Below are 15,685 nucleotides of genomic sequence, written 5' to 3' on the forward strand. Positions count from 1 at the left end.
CTGTTGAGTGAAGGGCCTGGCTTCGGCCAGGCTTTTTCATTGTTGTGTAGTCTTAGCGGGACGGAGAGTTGACCAGGAACGATGACTCACACCCTAACGCCGCAATCCCAGTTGCTGCTGCAAACAGCTTTTCCTGCCGCCTATGAACAGGGAGCAAAGACAGCCATCGAGACGTGCCTGCGGATTCGGCCGTCGGAAAAGGTCACGCTGATCACCGATGCTGCGACGCGCGAGATCGCTGCGTCGCTGGCCGCCGAACTGGCGGCGAATGGCTGCAGCTGGAACTCGTTTGTGCTCGAGGATCTGTCCACTCGGCCGCTCACGGAGATGCCGGCGGCCGTGCTCGAAGATATGTCCACCTCAGATGTGAGCATCTTTGCGGTGCAGGTGCAGCAGCATGAACTGCGCTCGCGCATGCAGATGACGGATGTGGTCAACCGCAGGCGGATGCGCCATGCCCACATGGTCAATATCACTCCGCAGATTATGTGCGAAGGGATGCGCGCTGATTTTTACGCGGTGGACAGGTTGTCGCAAAAGCTGATCGAGAAGGTGCGTAAGGCGAAGTACATAAAGGCTACGACGGAGGCCGGAACCGATATTCGAGCGGAGTTCAGCACGGAGCTGAAATGGCTGAAGACTTCGGGGATTATTTCGCCGGAAAAGTGGGGAAACCTGCCGGGCGGGGAGATTTTTACGACGCCGCTTGAGGTGAACGGCACCTTTGTTGTGGATGGTGTGGTCGGGGACTATCTTTGCGCGCGGTATGGCTTGCTGAATGCCACCCCGCTGACGATCAAGATAGCGGGCAATCGGATTGTGAGCTGCGAGTCAGAGAACAAAAGGCTGCGCGACGACTTCTGGGAGTACACGCACACAGACGAAAACTCGGACCGGGTAGGTGAGTTTGCGATCGGTACGAATATCGGCGTGAAGCATGTAATCGGCAATATTCTGCAGGACGAGAAGTTTCCAGGGATTCATATTGCGTTTGGGAATCCGTATGGAGAGCACACGGGGGCGCAGTGGACCTCGGGCACACATATCGATGTGGTTGGACTGCGCTTCAATATCTGGGTCGAAGACGAACAGGTGATGCGCGATGGGCAGTTTCTGATTGAGCCCTAAGCGAGCAAACAGCAACACTCAGGAAAGATGGTGACAATGAATACTTTTGCGACTTCTTTTGAAACCAAGCAGCTTGGCAACTCTGACCTTCATCTGACGCCGATCGGCTACGGCGCCTGGGCTATTGGCGGCGGCAACTGGGAATTTGCCTGGGGCAGCCAGGACGATGACGAGTCAGTGAAGACGATTGAACGCGCGCTGGAGGAAGGCATCAACTGGATCGATACGGCGGCTATCTATGGCCTCGGTCATTCGGAAGAAGTGGTTGCGCGGGCGCTGAAGAACTCCGGCAAGAAGCCCTACATCTTCACGAAGTGCTCGATGCGGTGGCATTCGGATCGCACGATCTATCGCTCACTGAAGGCTTCCTCCGTGCAGGAAGAGATCGAAAATTCACTGAAGCGGCTGCATGTCGATACGATCGATCTCTACCAGATTCACTGGCCTAACCCTGAAGGTGAGATCGAAGAAGGATGGGAGGCGCTGGCGAAGCTTAAGGAGGCAGGGAAGGTACGCTACATTGGCGTATCGAACTTCAATGTAGAGCAGATGAAGCGCGTGCAGAAAATTGCTCCGATCACTTCTCTGCAGCCCCCGTATTCGCTGGTGAACCCGGCAGTCGAAAATGAGATTCTGCCCTTCTGCAAAGAAAACAATATAGGTGTTATCAACTACTCACCAATGGCTTCCGGTCTGTTGACGGGCAAGATGTCTGCAGAGCGAATTGCCCAGATGCCAGAAGACGATTGGCGGAAGCGGTCACCTAATTTCAAGGAGCCGAAACTTTCGCGCAATCTGAAGCTGGTGGAGTTGCTGAAGGAAATCGGCAAGGAGCACGATGTGCAGCCGGGAGTTGTTGCGATTGCGTGGACACTCCATCATCCTGCTGTCACAGCGGCGATTGTCGGCGCACGGCGGCCGGATCAGGTGGACGGAATCATGCCCGCGGCAACTTTCCGGTTAAGCGAAGAGGAGTTCAACCGGATCGGCCAGTTCCTGCAGGCGAATCAGTAGGATTGAGAAGAGAAAAAGGAAAGCCTGCGAGGAGCAATTCCTCGCAGGCTTTTTTAGTGCTGGTTGGCTTTACTTTGCTCCGACTGCTTCTCCTACGCTCAACCCCAGGCCCTTGGCGACGCCTTCTCCGTAGGCAGGATCCGCTTTGTAGAAGTGCTCCACCTGGCGCTCCTGAATGTTGCGAGGCGTCTGGCCGAGGCTGCCGACGATGTTCTCGATCAGCCGCTGCTTCTCATCTGCAGGCATCAGGCGGAAGAGGTTGCCGGGCTGGCTGTAGTAGTCGCTGTCATCGCGGTGGTTGTGTCGAGCTACCGTGCCGCTGACCTGTTTCGGGCGTTCCTTGTAGGCAGGATTCTCAGTCGGGCCGCCAAAACTGTTCGGCTCATAGTTAGGCGAACTGCCGCCGTTGCCATCGAAGCGCATTGCACCATCGCGGTTGTAGGTGGCGAAGGGGCACTGCGGCTTGTTGATGGGCAGCGAGTCGTAGTTGGCGCCGATGCGATAGCGATGCGCATCAGGATAAGAAATCAGGCGTGCCTGCAACATCTTGTCCGGTGAGTACCCCATGCCGGGCGGTACGTTGCGGGGCTCGAATGCGGCTTGCTCGACCTCGGCAAAGTAGTTCTCGGGGTTCCGATCGAGAGTCATCTCCCCTACGTCAACCAGCGGATAGTCCTTGTGGGGCCAGACCTTGGTGAGGTCGAACGGGTTGATGTGGTAGGTTTCGGCTTCATGCTCAGGCATGATCTGGATGCAGACGCGCCATTTGGGGAAGTCACCTTTTTCTATGGCAGTGAAGAGATCGCGCTGCGCATAATCGGGATCGATGCCGCGCATCTCGCTCGCCTGATCGCCATGGAGATTCTTGATGCCCTGCTTGGTCTTGAAGTGCCACTTTACATAGAAGAGTTCGTTTTTGGCATTGATGAGCGAGAAGGTGTGGCTGGAGTAGCCATTCATGTGGCGATAACCATCGGGAGTGCCGCGGTCGCTGAAGAGGATGGTGACCTGGTGGAGCGACTCGGGAGAAAGCGACCAGAAGTCCCACATCATAGTGGGAGATTTGAGGTTGGTCTGCGGGTCGCGCTTCTGCGTGTGAATGAAGTCACCAAACTTCAGCGGATCACGGATGAAGAAGACTGGGGTGTTGTTGCCGGTCATGTCCCAGTTGCCCTCTTCGGTATAGAACTTGACGGCGAAGCCGCGCGGGTCACGCTCCGTATCCGCGGAGCCCTTTTCACCACCCACGGTCGAGCAACGGATGAACATGGGAGTGGACTTGCCGACCTTCTCAAACATTTTGGCAGACGTCCACTTTGCCATCTCTGGGTTGTTGCAGACGAAATGTCCATGGGCTCCCGACCCCTTGGCGTGGACAACACGCTCCGGGATTCGTTCACGGTTAAAGTGGGCCATCTTTTCAAACAGCAGGAAATCTTCGTACACAATTGGGCCGCGTGGACCAACGGTGAGTGAGTTCTGATTGTCCCCTACCGGACGACCTGCGTCGGTGGTCATCGTCTTGTGAGTTTCTTCTGGCATAGAAATCCTCCGGTAGCAGGAGTTACCCGCCACACAGGAGAACAGTACACCCGGAGCTGCAGATAGGGCCAATATCTAATTCGTATACTTGGGATAGGCGGTGACTATGGAAGTGAACCAGCTGCGGTATGTATGCGCTGTCGCAGAATCAGGCAGCTTCAGCCGGGCGGCGGAGTTGTGTCATGTGGCGCAACCGTCCCTTTCGCAACAGGTTTCAAAGCTTGAGGAGGAACTGGGCTCACGCCTCTTTGACCGGATGGGCCGCAAAATCAGACTGACCGATGCAGGCAAAACATTTCTGCCGCGAGCAAGACTGGTGCTGCAGGAGCTGGAAGCGGCACGCAACGAGGTGGACACCAGACGCAGCGATGGACGTGGCAGCGTCGCCGTAGGGGTCATTCCTACGATTGCGCCGTATTACATGCCGTCGCGGGTAGCGGCGTTTACCCGGCAGTTTCCCGATGCGACGCTGAAGATTGTGGAGGATACTACGCCTGTGCTGGTGGAGGCGCTGCGCTCGCTCACCGTCGATATGGCGGTGATGTCGCTGCCGTTGCGGCACCGGGAGTTCGATGTTTTTCCCTTACACAAGGAGCATCTCTATGCGGCACTGCCGAAGGATCATTCACTGGCGAAGCGCACATCGCTCTCTCTGGGTGATCTGCGTCATGAGCCCTTTGTGCTGCTGCGCGACAGTCATTGCTTCCACGAAATCTCAGTAGAGGCGTGCCATCGGGCAAAGGTGAACCCGCAGGTGGCATTTGAAAGCGGTCAGTTCAGCAGTCTGCTGGGGATGGTGGCGGCGGGGATAGGAGTTTCAGTGGTGCCTGCGATGGCGGTCGAGAAGAGCTCAGGATGTACGTTTGTGAAGATCGCGGATCAGAAGGCATCGCGAACGGTGGCCTGCGCAGTGATGCGCGGGCGGACCCTGAACCGGGTGCAGAGGGAGTTTCTGACGCACCTGCAAAGAAAAACCCCAGCCTAGTAGAAGCCAGGCTGGGGTTTCTGTCTGGTGTTGAGATGAGGCTAGAACTGGTTCCAGAGGAACTGGTTATAAACCTCGTGATGGAACTGAACCTCCGGAGCCTTGACGAAGCTCCCGAGCAGGCGCGGGCAGCGATCTGCTGAGGCCTGCTTGAGGTCTCCGAAGCGTGCCTTGACGTCCTCGCCAAGCAGCTTGGTCGTCCAGGTGGAGTTCCGGAAGTTCTCAAGCGCGGTATAGATGTTGTCGGGCAGATAGCGCTCTGCCTGACGGAGATTGGCAATCTTTGCGGTCTCGCCGTCGAGGCCAGACTTAAAGAGGGAGTAGAGCACGAGGTAAGGATTTGCGTCGGGTGCGACGGAGCGAACCTCAACCCGCGAAGACTTCTCATTGCCGATGGGGATGCGGACCATGGAGCCGCGATCGACAGCCGAGGCCTTGATCTGGTTCGGGGCTTCAAAGTGCGGATCGAGACGGCGGTAGGCGTTCACGCTGGAGTTGAGCAGCAGACAGATGTCGTTGCCGTGCGTCAGGATACGGTCGACGAAATCCCATCCGAAAGCAGCCAGCTTCTCTTCGCCGGCGGGATCCCAGAAAAGATTCTTGCCGCCCTTGGTGATGGAGATGTTGGTGTGCATGCCGCTGCCATTGACGCCCACAACGGGCTTGGGCAGGAACGATGCGGTCATGCCCATGCGGGTCGCGACCTGGCGGCAGATGAGCTTGTAGATCTGGATCTGATCTGCAGCAGCGACGACCTCGCCGTAGCTGTAGTTGATCTCGAATTGTGAAGGGGCAACCTCTGGGTGGTCCTTCTCATTTTCAAAGCCCATTGCGCGCTGCACTTCAGCGGCGGTATCGATGAAGCTGCGCAGAGGGTCGCCGGGCAGGGAGTGGTAGTAGCCGCCAGTATTTACATAATCGAAGCGGCCTGTCTCGGGGAAGCGGCGCTCTGCATCCATGCCTGCAAAGAGAAAGCCTTCAATCTCGTTCGCTGCGTTGAGGGTGTATCCCTCCTTTGCGTAAAGCTCGTTGGCATAGGCCTTGAGCACGCCGCGCATATCGCCGCTGTAAGGGGTACCCTGCTTGTCGATGACTTCTCCGAAGACCAGCACTTTGCCTGTGCCGAAGACATCGGACGGCGCCCAGTAGAAGGCGCTCCAGTCGATGCCGAGGCGAAGATCGCTCTCGCGCTGCGCGGTAAAGCCGCGAATCGAGGAGCCATCGAAGGTGAGGTTGTCGTAGCTCTTGATCAGGAACTTCTTGTCGTAGTCCAACATGTGCAGGCGGCCTTCAAGGTCGCTGAAGAGGACGGTGACGGCCTTGATGCCTTTTTCGTCCGTCAGGTACTTGAGACGTTCTTCCTGAATCTTGTCGGGAGCGACGCGCTTCGTGCGCTGTTCCTTGGCTTTCAGGTTGTACTCTTCCAGCTCTCCGTAGGAAAGCGACAGGAAATTGCGAAGTTCGTTCGACATGAATCTCCTCAAAGATTGGGGTAGGGAATCTAAGCCGTAGCCAGCCCGCTTGCGGGCGTGTCAGAGGATGGCTGATTTACCTGACTTTAAGCCTATCGCGGTGACTGTAAAGAAGACGAGATATCAAAAAAAGTGATCCTGTAAATAGAAAAAACTTATTGTCGGCCACGGATACGATAGCCATTCTCAAAGCCGTAGCCGAACATCCTCGAGTGACTTCTTTACCAGGTCAGGAGCCTGTGCATTTTCCGCAGGATAGCCAACAGGAATGATGGCAAAGGGACGTTCATTGGCAGGCCGCCCCAGTTCTTTGACGAGAAAGCCCATCGGGCTGGGCGTGTGAACGAGCGTTGCCAGACCCGCCACATGGAGCGCTGCGAGCAGAAAGCCTACGGCGATGCCGACCGATTCGTTGACTTGGTAATTGCTGTGCTGGCACGGCGTGCCGTCGGGACCAAGCCGCAGTTCATAGTCCTGACGAAAGACAATGATGAGATAGGGTGCAGACTCCATGTAGGGCTTCTGCCAGCTGGTGCCGAGCGGCAGAATATCAGCCAGCCACTCGGGAGTAGCCCTGTTGTGGTAGAACTCCCACTCTTCCTTCTCGGCTGCGATACGAAGACGGCGCTTGAGTTCAACATTCTCGACCACGACGAAACGCCACGGCTGCTTGTTGGCGCCCGAGGGCGCAGTATTGGCAATGGCGATGGCTTGATCGATGAGTTCAAAAGGAACCGGCTCAGCAGAGAATTCGCGAACCGAGCGCCGAGTGGCGATGACGCGTGCAAACTGAACTATGCGCTGCAATCTCTCCTGCTCGTCGAGCACCGGGTAATTGATAGATCGAAATGAGAGAGCGGAGCTGGCCATGAATGATTACTTGTCTAGGTTACCCTGAATGACAATTGTAACCTGTTCATGGTTACATACTTGCGCAGATGCTGCAGATAGCCTCCCCGAATTTAGTCGCTTTTGCCTCGCCGAAGCCGGGTATGGCAAGCAGGTCTTCTATCGTGACCGGTTGCTCTGCGGCCAGCAGGTGAAGGGTTCGGTCGCTGAAGATGACGAAGGCAGGCTTGCCCATCTTCTTCGCCTCAGTGGCACGCCAGGTGCGGAGGCGGTCGGCGAGGGCGCTCTGGCCTGCGGTGAGCGGAGGCGGATCGGCTGGCGATGGCTTCGGTCTGGGGGATGAGGAGCGAGTTGTGGTTCTGCCTCTGGGCTCTGACGCGGGTTCGCCGCGGAGCTGAAGGTCGAGGGTGCTGTGCTGGCTGATCGACTCTCCATATTCGGTGAGAGAAGCTTTGCGATAGGAGATGGTACGGCCATCCTTCTCAAAGGCGTCGTCTTCCAGGGATAGCAGGCCGGCACGCGCCATGGCTGCAGCCAGCTCCTCAAACTGGTTGCGGTCGAGGTCGCCTGTGGGACAAAGTTCGTGCCAGAGACGGCCTAGGGAGCGCCCTGACATGGAGCGAAGCTGACGCAGCAGGGTGTGGGCGATGCGCTCTTCGGCGCGGGTGGCGGGGCGGGTCTGGACGGCGATGGCTCGCTCGGGCGAGCAGAAGTCGCACTGGCCGCACATGCGTTCGCCGTCAGCCGTATCGCCGAAATGGCGCACGAGGGCGGCCATGCGGCACTCGGTCGAGGCGGCATAGCGTACGGCGAGCGCAACCTGTTCACGGCGCTGGCTTGCCTGCGCCATGTAGGCCTTGCGCCAAGTCTGCTGGCCTGCCGTGGCATTGCCCTCGTAATCGAGGACCGCTCCGCCGTAGGTCATGAGCTTGTCGAGGGCCTTGTCGAAGATGTCCTGCGGCATCTGCAGTGAAAGGCGGATGCTTTCGCGTGGCTGCGGCTGGCGGGTCAGCTTCTTGAAGATGGGGTCCAGATCGGCAATGGGGGGATAGTCGCGGTCGGTGAAGAATTCGTGCATCCGCATATCGGCGAAAGAATGCAGGAGCACGGTTCGGCTGAGCATGCCGTCGCGGCCAGCGCGTCCAATCTCCTGATAATAGGCCTCAAGGCTGGCGGGGAGCGCTGTGTGAATGACGGTACGTACATCCGCTTTGTCGATGCCCATGCCGAAGGCAATGGTGGCAACGACGGCTTCAAGTTCACCGTTGAGGAAGGCCCGTTGGACGCGGCCACGGCGAGCCGGCTCCAGGCCAGCATGATAAGCCTCGGCGGGGAAAAGCGTGCCGAGGTCATTAGCGAGTGATTCGGCCTCTTTGCGGGACGGCGCGTAGACGATGGCGGGACGGCGCGCCGGGTCCTTCAGCAGCTCGCACACAAGAGCCGGGCGTCGCGGCTTAGAGATTTCCACAACTTCGATAGCGAGATTGTCCCGGCGAAAGCCATGGATGAAGCACTCGGCCTGATTGAGGTTGAGCTGCTCAGCGATGTCGCGCTGGACGCGCGGCGTGGCGGTGGCGGTGAGCGCGATGACCGCGGCTGGCCGCAGCATGGGCAGTTGCTGGCCAAGCATGCGGTAGTCGGGACGGAAGTCATGGCCCCATTGCGAGATGCAATGGGCTTCGTCAATAGCGACCATTGAGGGCTTACGCCTGGCAAGCATCTCGGCAAAGCCGGGAACGCGCAGTCGCTCGGGGGCAATGAAAAGAAATTGCAGCGCGCCGTCGAGATATTCGCGGCAGGCCTGGCGCGACTCTTCGCGGCTGAGGCCGGAGTGGACGCGAGCTACGCGAAGGCCAAGCTGCGTCAGCTTCGAGGCCTGATCCTCCATGAGCGCAATGAGTGGGCTGATGACGAGCGCGGTGCCGCCACGAGCGATGGCGGGCAGCTGGTAGCAGAGGGACTTTCCGGCGCCCGTTGGCATCACAAGCAGTACGTCTCGCCCGGAGACTGCGGCGCGGCAGACCTCCTCCTGGTTGGCGCGGAAGTCGCGATGGCCAAAGACGCGGTGCAACAGGTCAGCCAGACTGGCGGCGGGAGTATCAAGAAGGCCCATGGTGGATATGGTTCATTATCGACTATGTGCCTGTTGTGGCGCTCCAGCTTGATGCGGCGAGCGAACGATACACTTTGCAAAGCAGCTGAGTGGTGAAGATTTCCTTATGAAGCTTTGTTTCAAGAACATCCTTATGGGCTTGCTGTTCTGCCTGGTCACTGGCTTTGTGCGACTGGCTCAGGCACAGACGAATGAGGTAAGCAGCCCCGCTTCTTTGACCGTGAGTACCGACGCAGTAGCAGCGCGCTTTGTTGCTGTGCATGGGCAACATGCGCTGGTGATGGGGTATCCGGCAACTGGGCTGGAGTTCTGGGCGTATCCGCTGCAGCTCGTGAGCGAGTATCGCGTCAGTTTCAAGCCAAGAGGAGCGACCAGCGATGTCGATGGAACACTGCTGTTAAGGCGCATCGAGTATCGGCCGCATGAGGTGACGCGGATCTATGTCGGGCCTGATTTCGTGGTGAGAGAAAAGCTGTTCATCCCGCTTGATGCTGAGGGCGCCCTGGTGAGCTACGAGGTCGAAGGGCGCGGGGCTGTTGACATCAACGTTCACTTCAAGCCAGTGCTGAACCTGATGTGGCCCGGAGCGATAGGGGGCCAGAATACGCAGTGGAGCGATGCTGTCTCGGGTTATTTGATTTCCGAACCTACAGGCAGATTTTCAGCGGTGATAGCTTCGCCGCAGATTATTGCTCACGATGAGACGGTGAATAGTACGGTGCGCGCCAGGAGCGGCTTATCGTTCACTCTTCGACCACGGTCGAATCCAGGGGCGCCAATGAGGGCTGTTGTGCTGGTGGCTTCCAATCCAGCAACGGCGGAGAAGATGTTGAAGAGCGACATGGGAACACTGGAGGCGCAGGCGGAAGGGCGCTATGCGAAGGTGGCTGCCGATGCGCTACAGATTGAGACTCTGGACGCGGATGTGAATCGTGCCCTGGCATGGGCTGAGGTGGCACTGGAGCAGGCATGGGTCTGCAATCCGCAGCTGGGATGTGGCATCGTTGCCGGATATGGGCCTTCGCGGGACGCGCGGCGTCCGCAGTACGCGTGGTTTTTTGCAGGAGACGGCCTGGTGGCGACGGATGCGCTTGTGGCGGCAGGGGAGTATGCGCGCGCACAACGGGAGCTGGCGTTCATCCTGCAGTATCGGGAACTGAAGACAGGGATGATCTGGCATGAGCTTTCGCAGAGCGCAGGGCTCATGGATTGGAGCAAATATCCATACATGTATGTCCACGTGGATATTACGTTTCAATTTCTGAGTTCTCTTGCTAATTATGTAGCGGCGAGCAGGGATGTCGATTTTGCACGGCATCACTGGCCTGCGATTGAGAAGGCCTATCAATATTGCCTGTCGACGGTCAGTGCTTCTACTGGGCTGCCGCAGATTCCGGAAGGCAAGGAGGGAAGCGATGAGCAGAATCGGATGAAGGATGATATCGATCTGTCCGCCGCATGGCTTGGCGCCTCCTCAGCCTATTCGCAGCTGGCGCAGTGGACGGGACATCCGCAGGAGGCGGAGCGCGCAGAGGCCGTGAGCGAGAAGGCCGGTAAGGAGATGGCGGCACGGTACTGGGATAATGCGCAGCGCTTCTGGATTGGCGGCCACGCTGTCTCCGGTAGGGAAGTAGTCGACCTGCGAAGCCGCCCTGCGGAGTTGATCCACCGGCATGTTTTCACAGCTCAGCAGGACGATGAACTGCTGGATCAGTTGGCCTCGGACGCTTACCAGACGGATTGGGGATCGCGTGGCATGTCCGCAGCCTCGGACCACTACGACCCGGACTCGTACTCGTCGGGGAGTGTGTCTGCGCTGGGTACGGCATCGCTTGCGATGGCGTTCTGGCAGGAACATCGTCCGGCTACAGCCTTTCAGATATGGAGCGCGCTACTGTCGTGGAATTCACTGGATGCGCCAGGACATATGCACGAGGTGCTCGCGGGAGACTATTTTCACCAACAGACGGAATCCGTGCCGGAGCAGACGTGGTCCTCTGCTGGCTTTCTCGATGCGGCTGTACATGGGCTGCTCGGCTTGCAGGTGGAGTCGATGTCGAACCGCATCCTCTTTGCTCCACACCTGCCAGGAAGCTGGAATGGGGTGACGGTGAAAAACATAATGCTGCCCCATGGCCGCCTCTCTCTCAAGATGACGCGATCAGCGAACGGCATGGATCTGGCAGTTGTAAACGATGGTAGCGCTGTGGACCTTGTTTTCGATCCTACAATCCCGATCGGAGCGCAGGTGCTGGGTGCGAAAGCAGGAAATCGATCAGTCGAGGTGACACCGCAGCGGAATGAGCAGGATGAGCATGCGCGTATGGAGTTCACGATGCAGCACGGAACTGAAGTGATTCACCTGCGATACCGTGGCGGCGTGGATGTGATGGCTGCTCCTGTTCGGACGCTGGTGGGTGAGGCGAGCCACGGCGTGAAGATTGTTGGGGTCAAAGAAAGCGGCAATGTACTGACTATCGATGCCGATGTCCCTTCCGCAGCGCCAGCGAATTCTTCTCTTGAGATCGATACGAAGTTGCGGATCGGCAGGGTGGAAGGTGGAGAGCTGAGATCGGTTTCAAGCGGTAGATATGAACTGATCCTGCAGGGAAAAGAGCAAGCGGTGGATGCACTGGGATATGCGAGAGTGCATGCCCGGCTGGAGCTGCTGCGATGATTTCAGCTGGTCCCATATCCCGTGATAGATATGGGGCCAGCTGAAAGAGGCTACTTTTTGGTTGGGGTAAAGAGGGCCAGCTTGCACTTCCAGGTAACGGACTGGCCGGGTTTGAGGGTGACCATTCCCGTATCCATGCCGTGCCACTCTTTGCCGAAAGGATCGCCGAAGTTGAACTGCTCCTCAATGGCGGTGAAGGACTTCTCGGGTGGAGCGTAAACTTGCACTGTCTTGATCTCGGGCGATTCACCCTCGATGTGTAGACCATAACCAAAAGCGGGGTCCGTGAGATTGACTACGACGGAGCCGTCGGTGCGGTTAAGCTTTGAGAAATTATCGTCGAGGAACATGTCACCGAGTGGTTTGCCCTCGGGTGCATTGAAGTCAAACTTTGTTCCCTTGACAGGCAGCAGTTTGCCAGTGGGGAAGACGTCATCGTAGTTATTGACTTGCGCCATTTGCGCGGCGGGAATGTGGATCATGGCCTGATGGCGATCTCCGCTGGGGATGGCGAAGTACGGATGCCAACCGATGGAGAGCGGTTCGTCTTCAGTACCGACGTTTTTGGCTGTGATGGTGGCTTCAACTGCACTGCCAGTCAACGCGATGGAAAAGTTCAGATCTGTCTGTGAGAGCCAATGTCCGCCGAAGTTGCCAGCGTGAATGACGCCGGTGACCGTTTCTCCGTCAGCAGTCTTTTCAGTGTGAACATCCTGCGTCTGGTCTGCGAGAATCAGACCGTGCATGGCATGAGGCGGAGCGCCTGGCTTCTTGCCCTTCCAGTTGGCCGGCAGAGTCAGAGTTTTGCCATGCCACTGCGTAGTGATGGTTTTGCCGTCAGGCGAGAGCTTGCCAAGGATACGGTTCGGATAAGGCACGAGGAACGCGCCGCCGAAGGAGAAGCTGGCATTGCCATTCAGGTCATCAGGGCCGCCGTTGAGCTTGGTTGCCGCCTGCTCCAATGTAGGCGATGCGAGAAGCTGCACTTCACCCTTGCCGGGGATGTTGGCCGTGATCTGGAAGACGTTCATGCCTCTTCCCGGGAGCACAGTCGCGGAGACGAATTCCGGCTTGGTGCTATCCGTGCCGGGCGTACGCTCGAGGCGCACAACATCTTCACCGCCAATTTGCGCGGTGTGTGCGCTGGGTTGCGGTGGTACGTTAGCCGGGGTCGGCGCGTGCTTGCCGCAGCCAGTGGCGACAAGTGTTGCAGCAGCTGCAGCCAGCAGCAGGCTTCTTGAAGAGTGAGACATCATTGACTATCGAACCTCATGCGCTGGAAATGGTAGAAAACGGTTTCGCGCCTGCATCGCTAGGATGCGGGCGAGCCCATTCTACGCTGTAAAATCGCTGCGTGGGTGTGAAGGATTTGTCAGAGTCAGAGTTGGCGGTGCTCAACGAGCAGGTTGTCTCGTGCGAGCGCTGTGCCAGGCTGCGCGAGTATTGCCGAGAGATCGGCGAAAAGAAGCGCCGCGCTTACCTTGGCTGGGAGTACTGGGCGAAGCCGGTGCCATCGTTTGGTCCTGCCGGCGCACGTGTTTTGCTGCTTGGCCTTGCGCCGGGCGCACATGGCTCCAACCGAACAGGACGGCCGTTTACCGGCGATGGGTCGGGCGGGTTTCTCTACCCATTGCTCTACGAGGCGGGATTCGCATCGCAGCCTGCCGCTGTATCGCGAGAAGATGGTATGCGGCTGGTCGATGTACGGATCACCTCAGTAGTACGCTGCGCTCCGCCGGGCAACAAGCCGCTGCTGGATGAGTTGGCAAACTGCGCTCCTTATCTGGACGCGGAGGTCGCGGCCATGAGACGGCTACGGGTCATTGTCTGCCTGGGTCGAGTGGCCTTTGACGGTTTCGTCGCTCACCTGGTGCGAACGGGGCAGATAACGAAACGCAGGGAGCTACTCTTCGGACATGGCGTGGAATATCAGTTATCTGACGGTCGCTGGTTGCTGGGCTGCTATCACCCATCGCTGCAGAATACGAATACCGGCAAGTTAACGGCGCCGATGATGCTGCGGGTTTTCACTCGCGCCAGGGAACTGGCTGGGCTAAGCGACTGAGGCGTTTGAGGCGGCGGGCATCTCGGCAATCGATGTGGCGCATCTCTGGCAAGTGTATTGAGGAGGAAGGCCAATGCTAGTCGATGTGATCGTCGTAATTCTGTTGTTGATGTTGATCGGAGCTTTTCCCGCATGGCCGCATAGCCGCAATTGGGGCTATTACCCTAGCGGAGGGATTGGGCTGGTGCTGATAATCGTGGTGATATTGCTGCTACTACGGGTCTTTTGAGGTGGGCGGGTTGCATTGGAAAGGAAATTTGATCCATCCCTTCCAGCTTTGATGTGCTTAGAAGCTGGAAGGGCCATCCACAGGACAATGTGGTATGTGTCGCAAGTCGCCTTAGCGTCTCTATATTGTTGCTTTAGTTCTCCGGATTTAATTTTCCGCTTATAGCCTTTTCGCTCGGACCAGTTTCTGTTTAGCCTTCTCAAGGCTACTGGGTTCTGATGATCTGATACAGCCCGTGATTATTCTCATGGTATCCTTCGAGTAAGCTCAGCCTACAAATAGAGATTAAGACCAGATTGACGAACGGACGTTCGATTTTCTGTTGCCGTTTTGAATATTGCCTCCAACTGGGTTTAGGTGCAGAAAGGGTTCGATCGGGGTTCGCATGCAAATCATCAAAATTTTACATACGGTGCGTCTGAGTACGGTTGAAAAGGGCAGAGAGAATAACCTCAATCTCATTCGTTTTCTTTTTGCAACCTCAGTGATTCTGTCTCACTCCTATGCTGTTCGACGAGAATTTTCCCATGATCCGATGCATCTTCTTCTGAACTGGGGTGATCTTGGCGGCACTGCTGTTTTTGGCTTCTTCTTTATTAGCGGCTTTCTCATTCTTAAAAGTGCTCTTCGCGCTGAGACGGCTGAGTCGTACCTCGCAGCGCGAGCACTGAGGATTTTTCCTGCCCTCGCGGTGACGATTATGCTTTGCGCGTTTGTACTCGGCCCAATTGTATCCACCGACTATATCGGCCAGTACTTCAGCAGTTCAGGTACCTGGGCTTTCTTAGGTGATGCAATCCTTCATCATACCCAAGATTCTTTGCCCGGAGTATTTCGTAACCATCCGGTCCAAAATATCGTCAATGTTTCTATATGGACACTTCCAGCCGAATGGACTCTATACATTGTGACTCTTCTGGCGTGTCTTGTCGCAAGAAGGAAGTCGTTAGCTGGAAGCTTTAGTCTTAGCTCCTGGTTATTTCTCATTGCTGCGCTGTTGTTGACTGTTCAAATGCAGACACTTCCGTGGGCATCCGCATGGAGGTGGATCGCGTGCTTTTTTGTAGGTGCAATCTGTTATCTGGCACGGAAGAAGGTTCTATTGTCGTTGCCGGTGGCCTTGGGAATAATGGGTGCGGATCTCTTAATTATCAGACATTTTTCTCGCCATTTGGGAGCGGAACTATTTCCCTTGGCGCTCTGTTATTTGATAATAACTTTTGGCTACCATCCGGCAGTCCATGTTCGCAGTTTTCATCACTTCGGGGACTATTCCTACGGGCTATACATCACCGGATGGCCACTACAGCAAGTCTTAGTGTTACATACGAGCAGCGCGCTTAGTCTTTTCGCTGTAGCCTATCCATCCGCGTTATTTCTCGCCATTCTTTCATGGCATTTCATAGAGAAACCGTGTCTAGCATTTAAAGGCAAAGCCAAGAAGGCTTTAGATGTAGGCACATATACGGGATGTACAGTAACTACCTGAAGCTAGAATCTTTGCGATCTAAAAGATAATGTATGGTCCGCCGCGCGACTGCAAGGGGAAAGCGTGGGCGAGAAGACAAGTCTGCGGCAATGTATTCGGCCTTTGAGTGGAGATCCTCTCTC

The 15,685-nt window shown here is 56.8% G+C and carries 12 protein-coding genes; 7 read left to right on the forward strand and 5 right to left on the reverse strand.

Annotation, left to right across the window (positions count from 1 at the left end; translation table 11 throughout):
* The first annotated feature begins 81 nt into the window (after positions 1-81).
* Both C7378_RS05055 and C7378_RS05060 read left to right on the forward strand, forming a co-directional pair.
* Complete coding sequence (locus tag C7378_RS05055) at positions 82-1,128, forward strand: aminopeptidase (RefSeq protein ID WP_131992545.1); 1,047 nt, start codon at positions 82-84, stop codon at positions 1,126-1,128.
* Positions 1,129-1,164: 36 nt separating this feature from the next.
* Complete coding sequence (locus C7378_RS05060; RefSeq protein WP_131992548.1) at positions 1,165-2,142, forward strand: aldo/keto reductase; 978 nt, start codon at positions 1,165-1,167, stop codon at positions 2,140-2,142.
* 69 nt (positions 2,143-2,211) lie between these two features.
* Here C7378_RS05060 and C7378_RS05065 read toward each other — a convergent pair whose 3' ends face one another.
* Positions 2,212-3,684, reverse strand: a complete 1,473-nt coding sequence (locus C7378_RS05065) for a catalase (RefSeq protein WP_131992551.1) — start codon at positions 3,682-3,684, stop codon at positions 2,212-2,214.
* Between the two features lie 106 nt (positions 3,685-3,790).
* Between C7378_RS05065 and C7378_RS05070 the strand changes: the two genes are divergently transcribed.
* A complete protein-coding gene (locus C7378_RS05070) occupies positions 3,791-4,669 on the forward strand; it encodes a LysR family transcriptional regulator (protein WP_131992554.1) in 879 nt (292 codons plus the stop codon).
* 41 nt (positions 4,670-4,710) lie between these two features.
* On the opposite strand, the gene C7378_RS05075 is transcribed toward C7378_RS05070, so the two are convergent.
* The 3 genes from C7378_RS05075 to C7378_RS05085 form a co-directional block, all read right to left on the reverse strand.
* The gene (locus tag C7378_RS05075) at positions 4,711-6,141 is read right to left on the reverse strand and encodes a glutamine synthetase family protein (protein WP_131992557.1); all 1,431 of its coding nucleotides are present in this window, start codon (positions 6,139-6,141) and stop codon (positions 4,711-4,713) included.
* Positions 6,142-6,327: 186 nt separating this feature from the next.
* The gene (locus C7378_RS05080) at positions 6,328-6,948 is read right to left on the reverse strand and encodes a nitroreductase family protein (protein WP_207901343.1); all 621 of its coding nucleotides are present in this window, start codon (positions 6,946-6,948) and stop codon (positions 6,328-6,330) included.
* Positions 6,949-7,063: 115 nt separating this feature from the next.
* Positions 7,064-9,103, reverse strand: a complete 2,040-nt coding sequence (locus C7378_RS05085) for a RecQ family ATP-dependent DNA helicase (RefSeq protein ID WP_131992563.1) — start codon at positions 9,101-9,103, stop codon at positions 7,064-7,066.
* Positions 9,104-9,209: 106 nt separating this feature from the next.
* Here C7378_RS05085 and C7378_RS05090 point away from each other — a divergent pair, with 106 nt between their 5' ends.
* Positions 9,210-11,780 (forward strand): glucosidase family protein, encoded by a 2,571-nt coding sequence (locus C7378_RS05090; RefSeq protein ID WP_131992566.1) that lies wholly within the window; start codon positions 9,210-9,212, stop codon positions 11,778-11,780.
* Positions 11,781-11,830: 50 nt separating this feature from the next.
* On the opposite strand, the gene C7378_RS05095 is transcribed toward C7378_RS05090, so the two are convergent.
* Positions 11,831-13,036: an aldose 1-epimerase gene (locus tag C7378_RS05095; protein WP_243648075.1), complete on the reverse strand. Its 1,206-nt coding sequence runs from the start codon at positions 13,034-13,036 to the stop codon at positions 11,831-11,833.
* Between the two features lie 104 nt (positions 13,037-13,140).
* On the opposite strand from C7378_RS05095, the gene C7378_RS05100 reads away from it, so the two are divergent.
* From C7378_RS05100 to C7378_RS05110, 3 genes are all read left to right on the forward strand, one after another.
* Positions 13,141-13,845 (forward strand): uracil-DNA glycosylase, encoded by a 705-nt coding sequence (locus tag C7378_RS05100; RefSeq protein ID WP_424221158.1) that lies wholly within the window; start codon positions 13,141-13,143, stop codon positions 13,843-13,845.
* A gap of 73 nt (positions 13,846-13,918) precedes the next feature.
* Positions 13,919-14,074, forward strand: coding sequence for a DUF3309 domain-containing protein (locus C7378_RS05105; RefSeq protein WP_131992572.1), 156 nt, complete (start codon positions 13,919-13,921; stop codon positions 14,072-14,074).
* 385 nt (positions 14,075-14,459) lie between these two features.
* Complete coding sequence (locus C7378_RS05110; protein ID WP_131992574.1) at positions 14,460-15,563, forward strand: acyltransferase family protein; 1,104 nt, start codon at positions 14,460-14,462, stop codon at positions 15,561-15,563.
* The last annotated feature ends 122 nt before the right edge of the window (positions 15,564-15,685 follow it).

This window comes from Acidipila rosea, from assembly GCF_004339725.1.
Lineage (GTDB): Bacteria > Acidobacteriota > Terriglobia > Terriglobales > Acidobacteriaceae > Acidipila > Acidipila rosea.